Consider the following 13,243-nt stretch of genomic DNA (forward strand, 5'->3'; position numbering starts at 1 on the left):
CAATCAGATGGCATTTCGTCTGTCAACAACTTTCTGTGACTTTCCTGCTGTTCTTGGGATAGAACCTTTCTCTACAAGATCGACATTTGTCCGTATATTGAGCACACTCTTTAGTTCATTCTCTACATGCCTGCGGACAGCTGCAAGGTCTTTAAGCTCACCTGTAAAAGCGTTTTCCTCAAGTTCCACCCTGACAGTGATCTCATCCAGCATCTTTGTATTCCTGTCAAGAAGTACCTGGAAATGTTCTGTAACTTCAGGAATGTCCACAATGACATCCTCTATCTGTGATGGGAATACATTTATACCTCTTACAATGAGCATGTCGTCTGCCCTTCCAAGAAGCCTTGAGATACGTGGTGTTGTACGACCACATGAACATTCGCTCTCAAGAAGGCGTGTAATATCCCCGGTCCTGTATCTGATAATTGGAAGTGCTTCCTTTGTCAGGGATGTGAGCACAAGTTCTCCTTTTTCACCTTCTGCTACCTGCTCACCATTCTCATCAAGGACCTCAACATAGAAATGATCACTCCATATATGAAGGCCATCCTGTTCCTCACATTCAAAAGCAACACCCGGACCCATGAGCTCTGAAAGACCATAGGAATCATATGCTTTAATATTCAAAGAGTTTTCAAGCTGTTTTCTGGTATTTGCAGACCATGGCTCAGCACCAAAACAACCAACTCTTAAGGAAAGCTTGTCCACAATATCCAATTCCCTGGCGGTTTCTGCCAGGTAAAGTGCATAAGAAGGAGTGCAGTGAACTGCAGTAACACCGAAGTCTATCATCATCTCAAGCTGCCTGGCTGTATTTCCAGTTCCACTTGGAACGGTCATGGCACCCATTCTTTCAGCGCCATAATGGAAACCAAGACCACCTGTAAAAAGTCCGTAGTTCACAGCATTCTGGAAAACATCACTGCTGTCAAGACCTGCCATTGTGAGATTTCGTGCCATGAGATCTGACCAGTTCTCGATGTCATTCTTAGTATAACCAACAACTGTTGGTTTTCCGCTTGTACCTGAGGATGCGTGAATCCTTACTATTTCCTCTTTTGGTACTGCAAAAAGATTGAATGGATAATTGTCTCTGAGATCAGTCTTCCTTGTTGTTGGTAATTTGCTGATATCATCAAGTGACTTTATATCATCAGGAGTTATTCCAAGTTGCCTGAACTTCTCCCTGTAGAATGGAACGTTATTATAGACTGCCGCAGCCGTCTTTTTCAAGCGTTTTAGTTGCAGTTCTGCACGTTCGTCTTTTTTCATAGTCTCGTATTTTGGCTGCCAGTATCTCATGGAAACATCTCCGCAAAATGTCCTTTCATAGGAGTACATCTTTAAGTGTTTAAATCTTTTGTAAATACATATCACTTTTTCGTCATGCAGAGGACGCAATTTAACTCCACAGAAAGGGTAATGTGAATAATTAATGTGTATACTAAGGTATGCGTCAACATGACATGATACTACATGAATATAATGGTTAGCATGAACTTCTATAATCAATATAGATTCGTCCATATCAGTGGCGATATGAGATTAGCATCGTAGAAAAATGGAACAAGATAGCTCAAATTAAAACTAATAGTCCATTACTTTGGAAAATAGATCAAGTTTATACTTGTTGTAAAAACAAGGAATTCTACAAAACCAACATTAGGAAAGTTGACAGTCGATAAAATGGCTCTGTCCTTAGATAAACATCTTTATGATTTACAAATCCAGCTCTGACACGGTGACTAATCGATTAGGAAAAAGTGATTGGCCCGATATCTATAGTTAATATCGGTACAACACAAAAAATAACTATTAATCTGCAATGTATGTTTGCACTTTCTTTTCGCTTTTTCCTTCACTTAATCTTACTCCGTGCAATACAGGTGGTAATGGTGAACTAGAGAAAATCCGTTCTTCTTTTGTATCGGACATAGCTTTTTTACTCCTTTTAATCATGCTTTTTTAGTTTTTTACCGTTCTTCAATAATGAATCGGCAATTGTATACTGACTATATAGTATAAAAAATTATGCATTTGTTTAAACATAATCTGCTTTCTCAGAAGATAAAATAATCATTCAACAAAAATCGACATTTATAATCCTTGAAATCAGACAAGTCAGATTAGATGGTTTTTTGTGAGTAACTTTAGTGCTTTATGCTTTTGTCTCTGAAACATCTTGTAATCCCAAAATAAACCACTATACCGCCTGTTTGTATTGCAAACCAATGACCACATTTTAGGCTTTAAAACAACATTTATTTCAATTGAAGATTAATCTATAATACTCAAATAAGAACCCAAAAAGAAACGAAATGATAAATAAGACTCATAAATTACAAAAATTAAGAATGATCAAAAAATAGAAACAACTTGTATTGAAAAAAAGATAAAAAACAGTTCTCCGGGTAAAAAGATGATGACTACTCATACGAAGGACTTGACCCGGAGAAACTTAAATCAGTATTTATGATTTCTTGCCACTTCTATCATTGCCTGGAGATTTACAGTAGGTGTCTTGCTTACAATACCACATCCCGGTGCAAGCAGGCCTACACCTGCATCAATTATCTTTTGTGACTGCTCTCTAATCTTTTCAGGTGTCTGATTCCAGAGCATATTTACAGGATCAAGATTTCCTACAATAATAGCTTTTTTAACTTTGGATACAGCAGTTTCAACGTCAACATTTTGGTCAATACTTATTGCATCTACACCGGATGATTCCATCAGAGCAAGACCCTGGGTGGTGTCACCACAGATGTGTAATACTACAGGTACGTTAAGTTCATGCATTACATCACAAATTATCTTATGATAAGGAACGACGAACTTCTCGTAAAACTCAGCACCGATGAGCTGAGCACTTGCTGTCGGGTCAATGATGACCATTGTATCGGCACCATTCTCTACCATCTTCTTTGCGTATGCAACATTGAACTCGGTTGTAAACTCCATGAGTGCAAGACCGAAAGACTCGTCTGTGAAAATAGCCATGAACCAGTCATCACCATTGATGTGCTGTGCCAGTGAGAAAGGACCTATCATGCTTCCCATTATAGGTAGTTTATCGCCATACTTGTCTGCCAGTAGTTTGATTGCCTCACAAACAACTCCAATCCTGCCGTAATCAAGGTTGTAACCCTTGAGTTTTTCAATATCTTCAACTGATTTTACAACATGGCCAACAACAGATGGTTGTTGCTCTTTTGTACCCTCTTTTATCTCACATCCAAAGAACTCAGCTTCTGCGGTTATATCAAAAGGTACACGCACAGCCTCAAATCCGACTACTGTGTGACCGGCTTCAGCAAGTGCTGCCATCTTTTTCGCATCATTATTAGCCTCAGGCCAGAAAGCACCGCAGGCTTCCATCTGCTCGACGGTTCCGGTCTGGGTGACGGATATAGCTGGCATTCTATCAATTTGTTCGCCTCTGAGAGCGCGTGCTAATCTTTCTTTTGGTACATATTCTGTCATAAATGTAAGCTCCTGTAATTGAAATCAAGTTACAAATGAGGACCCCAAGTACATTTTTTTCCTGCTTTAACTATGGGAGAGATAATCTCAATACCTTTCGAATATTCCCACAATCCATGAATACTGCAACTTTCAACTGCTCTGAGATTTACAATTGCTGATCTGGTACCGCAAGTACCACATACACCAAAGCCATGAATTGTGCAATTTATAATCTCTCTCACAGAAATCATCTCTTCAGTACCCACTGCTTTAAAGACCGCTTCAGCTTTTTCATCAGAGACCTGTAGTTCCTCCTTTCCTACAAGGTCACCGTTCAAGTACAGTTCTATCCATTGTATGTAATGTCCTTCTTCCATTACGTGAGGAACACTTCCCACAGTAACCTTTACATCAAAAGGTTCACCCGCTATCACCTCAGAAGGAGCCTCAATAAAAGGGACATGCTTTTTTTCCATCTCGGTAAGGTTATCATGATCCTTTGCTGTTTGAATATTGATATCTGAACTCATAATTTCACCTTATTTATTCATTAATCACTAAATTAAACGTAAAATTCAAAAGAAATGTCAGTTAAGCTGACATTTCTTCAGTATTTGTAATGGCTTACAGAATGGTATAACATAATCACAAAAAATGCGATTATGACTCCCAGTAAACTGAAAAAGCCCACAGGGTCCCATACGAACTGGATTGCCCCTGTCTCCGACCATCCAACAAGTACTGAACCCTGTATCTGTGTTGGTACGACCAGACAGATGAAAGCAAGCACAAAGATGAAAATGATGTCAAATGCCTCCATCATCCAGTTTTTCTTTTCAGCGTCTTCACTCATATTATTCACCTCAATCATAATACTTGAAATCAAACATATGCTGTTTAATTGACTTTCGAACCTGCAGGTAACCTATAGTTTCAATACCCACTACCAATCCGAAGAAAAGGATGTATATTCCCCTAATTGCAGGTGCAACAGCTGAACCAGCCTCAGCTAGTATGGTAAAGACCACATAACCTTCAACAACGATCAGCAGTGCAATCGCCCCTAGTATCAGGAAAGTATCTTTCGCAAATGCACTATTGTATTTTGCTTCATTGATTCCATCCATTACTATCACTCCTCAACATTGTGATGACTGGGCCTTGGCCAGCCCATTTCCCGTCCCCAATCAAATTGTTTCTGATGCTTCTTATGCTTCTTATGGAAGTAGAAGTACGCTATCAAATAGAAAAGCAGAGCGAAAATAAGGTTGTATCTGTAACCCCAGAAAAGGGTGGACATGATTGTTATTGCAATTGCAATTGCAAAGTAAGAGATCCATGGCTGAAGTGGGCTTACAAATGGACGCACCTTGTTAATGTGTGTTGGGAACATCTTTCTGAAACGTATCAGAGAGAATGGTATCAGAACGTAACAAAGCAAACCTGATACAATAGAGAAAGTTATGACCTGGTCAAGATAACCGCTGAACGCAAAGGCTATTGCTATAGGCATGGTAAAAATAACCGCTTTGTAAGGTGTCTGGTATCCAGGATGAACGGAAGCGAACCAATTTGATACGAAGTGATCCCTTGAAAGTGCAAACCATGACCTGGAAGAATCACAGACACATCCGTTTGCACTGGAAAGACATGTCAGCAATGTTCCAAGAGCTAGAAGTGCAATGAGTACCGATACGCCGCTTACCTGTGCAGCCTCAAAGAGAGGATACACGGAAACTCCAAGACCTTCGGCAGGTATGTCAGATGGAAGTAGGCTTGCACATATAAAAAGTGTCATTGCAGCTCCGACCAGCAATGTAATCATTCCTGCCTGTTGTCCCAAAGGCACTGCCCTTGATGGAGACTTACATTCCTCTGCGCACATTGCCGCTCCTTCAATGCCCAGGAAGAACCAGGGACCGAACTGCAAAGCAGCAAACAGACCTATCATGCCATTTGGCATTGCACCCTGGAAAAGATTCTCCGGATGAAGTTCAAAGACGCCGAATGTTCCTGAGAAGAAGAACAATATTATGGCGAGGAAAGCTATGGCGGTCATGAAGAAGTTAAGTGTGAGTGCAGCCACAACACCTCTATAATTAATGAATGTCAGAGTGGCAATTACCAATAATGTAACGGGGAAAACCTGCAACTGCGGAAAAATTTCCTGCGCAATAAAAGCAACAACTATAGCATCAGCAGCCTCTAGGGCTATAAATTCCATATAAACCGCTAGCCCAACACTAGCTGCTGCACCGGGTCCTACAAACAACCTTGCCCAATCATAAGGTCCTCCTGCCAGTTTAGTGGCGGATCCCAGTTCACTTGCACACAGAGAAATCATAACGTACATTGTCCCCGCTACAAGCATTGCCAACAGGGCACCAAGAATTCCTCCTTTTGCAACGGTGAAGTTCCACCCCATGAACTCACCAACAAGAACTATTCCCACTCCCAATGCCCAGACGTGGTAAGGTCTTAGGGTCTTGACAAGTCCGGGTGATTCTGTAACTTCATTGGTCACATAATCACCTCTTCAATTTCTTGGATGTTTTGCTCGCATCAAGCAAGACCCACCCAATCAATGCAAAAGCCAGCAAGTATATTATTCCATTAATGATAGTCCAATATCCGTCCATCACAAAACCTCCTTTTAATGATCTTAAACGGTTTTCCATTCCCTTCCCTGGAAAAAAATGCCAGCGAAATTGATCGCTGGCGTATTATTCCGGAGGCATTAGAAAGTAAGACCGAACTCCTCTAGCTTCTTGCGTGCGCCGTCGTAGACCTTCATGTACTCATCAGTTGGTGTTACGGTAGCTACATCGTAACATTCCTGGAAGGTCTTGCCTGCTGGTGCATTCGCATAGTTGGCCTCGTAGGAGCTTACAAGAAGATCAAGGACCTTATTTACATCTGCAATGTCCATTCCTGCTGTTGCCCTTGCAACCTCTCCCATCATCCTTGCTTCCATACCGGTTGTCTTATCCTGAACGACACCCTTTGCAGCTGCAACACCGGAGAGGATCTCACGGCCGGATGCTGTATCAGTGATAGACTGAGCGGATGCTTCAAGCAAGCACATCTCAGTACATGGACCTGCACATGGATAGTACTGGTTACCCGAGAGCATGTCAGTGAACTCAGAGATGGTTGCACATGTCCATCCAGCGATCATAAGGGTCTCACGAGTATTGGTTGAGCCCCAGCGGATATGGACTGGACCGTCAAGATGCCAGCTTGCATTGCTCATTACAAATGCATTGATGTGGGTTGCGATATCAACGATAGCTGTCTCTTCTATGCCACCGGCATAGCCACCAAATATAGGCATCTGTTCATCCATGATGATGTCACTATTACCCTGATAGTGTGCCATGACACTGATAGCATCAAGGTCGATCTTAAGCTCATTGAGCTGGGATACTTCATGACTATCACTGCAGGCCATACCACCGGCACAGTCAGCAGAAATATTTCCCTGAGCGGACAGGGAAGTCTCTGGTCCCTATATACCTATGCCTGGCCTTCCAGCCATTGCTGCTGCTGTTTTAATTAACCTGGTCTCGGTCTTTGCTGCAAGCACCTCGTATGGGCTCTTTGGAATTGGTGGTTTGCCACGGACTGTCATCATGACACCGTTGACAATTGTGTCAACTTCCTTCTCAAGAGCATAGCTCATGTGAACCGGCATGAACATATCCTCGGAAATTGGTGAACCGGTAGGACCACCCTGAACTATTGGCTTTCTCTTATCCCCAACATTTCTTTTCTGGACCCTGACAGCATCCCTGCCGGTACCGAGCACGAATTCTCTCTGAACGTTGTTGATAGCATCCCAGATCTCATCCTCGGTGTACTTTACCACACGGCCTGTATCTGTACAGAAAATACCACAGTCAAGGAGCATCTCGAAACCTGCCTTGAAGAGGTTTTCCATCATGTCTTTATCAGTTGGTACGAACTCACCCTTAAAGTCAAGGTTGTATTTCTGCTTGAGCTCCATTGCCTTCATCGGGATGGTCATAAGGTCCCAGTCATCCTGGGTCATTTTCTGACCTTTCTTTGCACGCTCATAGAATTCAAAACAATCTAATGATCTTGAAAATGTCATTCTTTTCACCCTCTATTACTTCATAAGACTGAGTGCCACACGGGCTGCATCTGCTGCATTCTCTGCGGTTGCATCTGCTCCGATCTCTGCGATCCATCCGTCTGAAACTGGTGCTCCACCGAACATGATCTTAACAGAGTCTCTAAGACCTTCTTCCTCAATGGCAAGTACTGTGTCCTTCTGCCCAAGCATGGATGTTGTCATAAGAGCAGAACCTGCAAGGAGTATCTTGCCACCCTTGAGTTTTTTGATTTCATCAACAATGGTGTCATTTGGAACGTCCACACCGAGATCCACTATCTTGAAACCATTTGCACCGAGCATGGTTGATACCAGACGATGTCCGATGTCATGGATGTCCCCTTCCTGTACGAAAGTAATGGCTGTTCCAACACCTTCATCGGTCTGTTCCTTCTCGAGCTCAGGTGTCAGGATTTCCATTGCTGCATTCATCGCCTTTGCAGACATCATGATCTGTGGCAGATAGATCTCTGCTGCCTCGAACTTGTCTCCGACTATTTTCATGCCTACTGAGAGGCCACCATCTATTGCTTCAACAGCGCTGATGCCTGCATCTAGTGCTTCTTTGGCAGCTTCGGCACAGCCGTTTATGTTCTGAGTGACAATTGTGTCTTTGAGTTTGTTTAAGATGTCTTGTTTTCCCATAGATTCACCTTTGATATTGTTGTACAATTGGTTTTACAGCATTGCAACTATCCGATGCAAATACTATTGAAATAACCATTTGGTGAGGAGCTATCCGAAAGGATAACTTCTACAAAAGCATGAATTACCTTGCAACATATAGCATAATCCATACCGATTTCCCAACAATTACGACACATATCCCCTCAATCAGTAATTCAACAGGGACAACGATATTTCATTTTGGAACAGGTTTCTAAAAGAGGTATGTGCTCTGCAGAAGATATGTGAATTGTCACATGCCTTGTGAATTGTAAATATCAATGTGATTTGGCATATAAATTAAGTTAATATAATGGCAGATCAAAAAGTTATTAGTAATACATAACGGGCACTAGAATTACTGAACGATATTTTTGACCAATGGATTTAAAGTAACCGAGAATCAAAACTTTCCCAAATACAGGGATATTACAGCAGAAGTGGTATACTATGGGTATGAAAACGTCATTGACAAATACTATTTGGTTTTCGGAAAAGAGGAAGAATCTTTTGTTACTATTAAATGAAGGTGAGAGAGATATTGAGCAAATAAAAAAATCACTTAATGTCACAACCCGGTCAATTATGCCTCAGATAAAGATACTAAAACATGAAAAACTCATAAAACAGGAACAAGAAAATTTCAGCCTGACGACAATAGGAGAAATAATCGTTAACAATATGCTGCCATTTCTTGACACATCACGAATTGTTGAGGAAAATAAGGATTTCTGGACAAGCAGAAATTTTGATGCGATACCAGCACACCTTTTTAGCAGGATAAGGGATCTTGGACACTATTATCTTATAGAACCCGATATTAATCATATGTTTGAACTTCCCAGGGAATTTGTAGATAACATACCTAAATCAAAAAAGATCATGACCTTTGTCTCATATCTTCATCCTTCATTTCTTACTCTGTATCTTAAAACAGCCCTTACAGGAGCGGAAATTTCACTTTTTCTTTCAGAAGCGGCTCTGAACAAAATACGAAAAGAGTATCTCGAACAATTCAACGAATTGATTGGCATGGACAATACAGCTATCTTTCTTTGTGAAGAAAACCCCAGGATACCAATGATAACGGTAACTGACTGGTTTTGCTACATCTGTCTCTTTAATGAAGAAGTGCGGTATGATCATAGGGACATCATAAGCTTTGATGAAAGCTCACTTGAATGGTGTCATGAATTGTTTGAGTATTACAGATGTAATTCAAAAGAGCTCTGTGAAATTACAAATAACGTTTAGTATACCAAATAGTTGGGGATAAGGAACATGGGATCATCATTAACCGAAACAATCTGGTTCTCTGAAAAAAGAAGGAAAATACTCCTGCTATTACTAGACGGTCCAAAAAAACCTGAAGAAATGAAGAAAGCTTTCGGCGTCGCATGGCGTTCATTAATACTGCCTCTTAAGGAATTGAAAGAGGCGGAACTTGTTTGCAATCCTGGGGAAACATATGAACTATCTTACATTGGAAAGCTTATAGCAGAAACAGTAAAGCCGATTAATAGTATCTTAAAACTCTTTGAAAAGGATATTGACTACTGGGCTAAAAGAGATCTGGATGTAATACCAAATTACCTTCTGGACAGGATAGGAGAAATTGAAGATTATATAATTGCAGAACCTGATCTGAATGATATGTTCGAGCCGCCTGAGCAGTTTACAGAACGACTTCTACATTCAAAGTACGTGCATTCCGTATTCTCTATCTATCATCCTCTATATCCACCACTTTATAGTGAGCTCTCAGAGAAAGGGGCCGAAGTATCAATTATTCTTACGCAATCTGTGATGCAAAGAATGCTTGAAGATAAACATGAAGAACTGGATAAAATGAAAGTTTCAAAGAATACGAAATTATTCCTGTACGAAGAAGATTTATGTCCACCCTCAATTGTGATTGCTGATAACTTGTTTTCGGCGAGCTTTTTCAATATCAGTGGAATCTATGACCACAGGGACATAATGGCTTTTTCTCAAAGCTCATTGAAGTGGGGAGAAGAAATGTATGAACATTACAAAAAGATGGCAACTGAAATATAAAGTTCAATATGGCAAGACATTGTGTGTCGTATGAAAGGGACTGGAAGGTGCATGTGATTGAAAAAGAATGAGATGACAATAAAAACCAAACTGATTCTGTATATAGTTGTCAGTGTTTTTCTTGTACTCATCGTTTCAACTGCAGTCAGCATCGAAACTGTAACAGAACAACAAAAAGAACTTGCATATCTTCAATCCGTAGAAATGGCAAGGGACTATGCAAATCAGTTCGATGGTGACATGCAGGCAAATATGGCTATTGCACAAACCATTGCCAAAACAATGGAAATGTATACTGCTGCTGACAGAAACGAAGTGAATAATATTCTCAAAAATGTTCTTGAAACTGATCCTTCTCTAACAGGAGTGTATGTAGGATATGAACCCAATGCTTTTGACGGGAAGGACAACGAATATATCAATGCTCAATACCATGATTCTACCGGGAGATTCATACCCTACTGGAATACTATCCAGGGAAAAATAAGAGTCGAACCTCTGGTGAACTATGACATCCAAGATTACTATCAACTTCCAAAGATAACACACGAAAACACTGTTACTGAACCTTATTATTACCAGGGCATCTTCATGGTAAGCTATGACGTGCCTATTTTTAAAGATGGTGAATTCGTAGGTATTGCAGGTGTTGATGTATCACTAGATTACATCGGTGATGTTGTTAGTGACATAAAAGCCTTTGAAACAGGATATGCATTTGTAACAGGAAACACCGGTATTCTGGTATCTCACCCTGAATACAAAGAAGGAATTGGAACACATACTCTTTATGATTTTGGAAATCCTGAAATATCAAAATCAGCCGACGATATCAAAAAAGGAAGAGGAGGAAGTGTTGAAACTATCGATCCTGTAACAGGTGAAGAAGTAATAATGTTCTACGAACCCGTGAAAACAGGTAATTACTCTTTTGTGTTAGTGGTTCCAAAAGAAGAGATGTTTGCCGGAGTCACCAAACTCAGAAATACTCTGGTTATTATTTCTACTATTTCAATATGTTTTATGGGCATTGTCTCTTACCTGATAGCAACATCGATAACTTCTCCTATAGATGAGATAGTTGAGAACTTTAGAAATATTGCCCAAGATGCTGTTGATGGTAAATTGGATACAAGAGCAAAAACAGATGTAGAAAGAGATTTCAAAGAAATTCCAATCGGACTTAATATGATACTTGATGCTGTGATAGCACCTATACGGGAATCTATCAGAGTTACAAATGCACTTGCAAAAGGAGAGCTTGGAGCCCGTACCGAATTGGAACTGAAAGGGGAATTCAAGCATCTTGGAGATACATTAGATGATTTTGCAGATTCTTTGAACAATATTATTGCAGATTCCAATAACGTACTTACTGCCATACAGAACAATGATTTTTCCCGTAATGTTCGAGTACATGGAATGGGAGATTTTAATATCCTCACTGAAGGGATTGAAGAAACAAGAAACTCATTGGATCTGGCTATTCATGAACAAAAAAAAGCAGAGAAGGCTCTAAGAGATTCTGAAAGAAAATTCAGGACTTTGTTTGAAAGTCTTAATGATGTAATATATCTTACAGATTTAGAAGGGAATATTCTGGAAGTTAATGAAATCGCATGTAAAAGAATGGGATATAGCCATGATGAATTCCTTTCTTTGACTTATATGGACATAGATGCTTCAAATCGTGGCAAAGATTTTCTCACAGTACTCAAAAAACTGTGTAAAATGAAGAGTAATCTTCTGGAAACAATTCACATGAGAAAAGATGGTACTGTCTTTCCAGTAGAATTAAGCAGTCGTATGATAGGGTTCGATGGACATAAAGCAATCATTACTATTGCAAGAGACATTAGTAAAAGAAAACAAACCGAGGAAGAACTCAAAAAATATGCTGACGAACTTAAGCATTCCAACGAACTTAAGGAAGAAATGGAGAGTATAATCAATAACAGTCCTGTAATAGCATTCAAATGGAAGACAGAAACTGATTGGCCAGTGGAGTTCGTTTCAGAGAATATCACAAAACTTGGCTATACTGTAGAAGATTTCACATCTAACCGCCTTAAGTATGCTGACATTATACACCCTGATGATAGTGAAAGAACTCACTTGCACATCTCCAACTATTATATGAAAAAAGAGGCTGAACTAAACTACGAATACAGAATATACACCAAATCAGGTGATATAAAATGGGTAGATGAAAGAACGTTTACAAGACGTGATAATTACGGCAGGATTACATTGCAGGGAATAATTCTGGACATCACCGAACGTAAAAAGGTAGAGGAAGCACTTATTCAGGCAGAGAACATACGCAAGAAAGAGATACATCACCGTGTAAAGAACAATTTACAGGTAATTTCAAGTTTGCTCTATCTTGCATCTGATAATTTTGAGGAACAGGACGTAATTGAGGCCTTTTTGGATAGCCGTAACCGTGTGCGTTCGATGGCTCTGATACATGAAGAACTATATCAATCCAATGATATGACAAGTGTTGATTTTTCTGATTACACAGAGAAATTGATGACTTATCTATCCAGATCATGCAAAAATGGAAAGAAAGATATTAAGCTTGTTTCTAAAATAGAGGATGTCTTTCTGAATGTTGATACAGCTGTTCCTCTTGGCATGATAATCAATGAACTTGTTTCAAACTCACTGAAACATGCTTTCCCCGAAATGGAAGAAGGGGAGATAAGTGTGGAACTCAAAGTCCTGAAAAATAATTTTTTATTGAAAATAAAAGATAATGGAATTGGTATTTCTCAGGATATAGATTTCAGAAATACGGAATCTCTAGGTTTACAGCTTGTGACAACGTTGGTTGACCAGATCGATGGCACTATCGAGCTGAACTCAATTCACGGAACAGAATTCATCATAAATTTTTCAGAGAGGAACTAA

Annotated in this window: 10 protein-coding genes and 1 pseudogene; 3 read left to right on the top strand and 8 right to left on the bottom strand. The window is 40.0% G+C overall.

Going from position 1 to position 13,243, the window contains the following annotated elements; translation table 11 throughout:
• Positions 1-3 precede the first annotated feature (3 nt).
• From BLP52_RS08400 to BLP52_RS08435, 8 genes and pseudogenes are all read right to left on the bottom strand, one after another.
• On the bottom strand, positions 4-1,305 hold the full coding sequence (locus BLP52_RS08400) for a phenylacetate--CoA ligase family protein (RefSeq protein ID WP_091710040.1): 1,302 nt from the start codon (positions 1,303-1,305) through the stop codon (positions 4-6).
• A gap of 1,161 nt (positions 1,306-2,466) precedes the next feature.
• Positions 2,467-3,486: a methylcobamide:CoM methyltransferase MtbA gene (mtbA, locus tag BLP52_RS08405; RefSeq protein ID WP_091710041.1), complete on the bottom strand. Its 1,020-nt coding sequence runs from the start codon at positions 3,484-3,486 to the stop codon at positions 2,467-2,469.
• A 29-nt stretch (positions 3,487-3,515) separates the two neighbouring features.
• Positions 3,516-3,998, bottom strand: coding sequence for a class II SORL domain-containing protein (locus tag BLP52_RS08410; RefSeq protein ID WP_091710042.1), 483 nt, complete (start codon positions 3,996-3,998; stop codon positions 3,516-3,518).
• Positions 3,999-4,075: 77 nt separating this feature from the next.
• Positions 4,076-4,321, bottom strand: coding sequence for an efflux RND transporter permease subunit (locus BLP52_RS08415; protein ID WP_091710043.1), 246 nt, complete (start codon positions 4,319-4,321; stop codon positions 4,076-4,078).
• 10 nt (positions 4,322-4,331) lie between these two features.
• The gene (locus tag BLP52_RS08420; protein ID WP_091710044.1) at positions 4,332-4,595 is read right to left on the bottom strand and encodes a hypothetical protein; all 264 of its coding nucleotides are present in this window, start codon (positions 4,593-4,595) and stop codon (positions 4,332-4,334) included.
• Between the two features lie 5 nt (positions 4,596-4,600).
• Positions 4,601-5,992 (bottom strand): APC family permease, encoded by a 1,392-nt coding sequence (locus tag BLP52_RS08425; RefSeq protein ID WP_091710045.1) that lies wholly within the window; start codon positions 5,990-5,992, stop codon positions 4,601-4,603.
• Positions 5,993-6,205: 213 nt separating this feature from the next.
• Positions 6,206-7,582, bottom strand: a pseudogene (locus BLP52_RS08430) (monomethylamine:corrinoid methyltransferase).
• 15 nt (positions 7,583-7,597) lie between these two features.
• Positions 7,598-8,248, bottom strand: a complete 651-nt coding sequence (locus BLP52_RS08435; RefSeq protein WP_091710046.1) for a methyltransferase cognate corrinoid protein — start codon at positions 8,246-8,248, stop codon at positions 7,598-7,600.
• Positions 8,249-8,779: 531 nt separating this feature from the next.
• Here BLP52_RS08435 and BLP52_RS08440 point away from each other — a divergent pair.
• The 3 genes from BLP52_RS08440 to BLP52_RS08450 all read left to right on the top strand — a co-directional run bounded on the left by BLP52_RS08440 (position 8,780) and on the right by BLP52_RS08450 (position 13,243).
• On the top strand, positions 8,780-9,523 hold the full coding sequence (locus BLP52_RS08440) for a helix-turn-helix transcriptional regulator (protein WP_238380766.1): 744 nt from the start codon (positions 8,780-8,782) through the stop codon (positions 9,521-9,523).
• A 27-nt stretch (positions 9,524-9,550) separates the two neighbouring features.
• Positions 9,551-10,327, top strand: coding sequence for a helix-turn-helix transcriptional regulator (locus BLP52_RS08445; RefSeq protein WP_091710047.1), 777 nt, complete (start codon positions 9,551-9,553; stop codon positions 10,325-10,327).
• Between the two features lie 72 nt (positions 10,328-10,399).
• Positions 10,400-13,243 (top strand): PAS domain S-box protein, encoded by a 2,844-nt coding sequence (locus tag BLP52_RS08450; protein ID WP_394328636.1) that lies wholly within the window; start codon positions 10,400-10,402, stop codon positions 13,241-13,243.

The organism is Methanolobus vulcani, from assembly GCF_900100715.1.
GTDB classification, from domain to species: Archaea; Halobacteriota; Methanosarcinia; order Methanosarcinales; family Methanosarcinaceae; genus Methanolobus; species Methanolobus vulcani.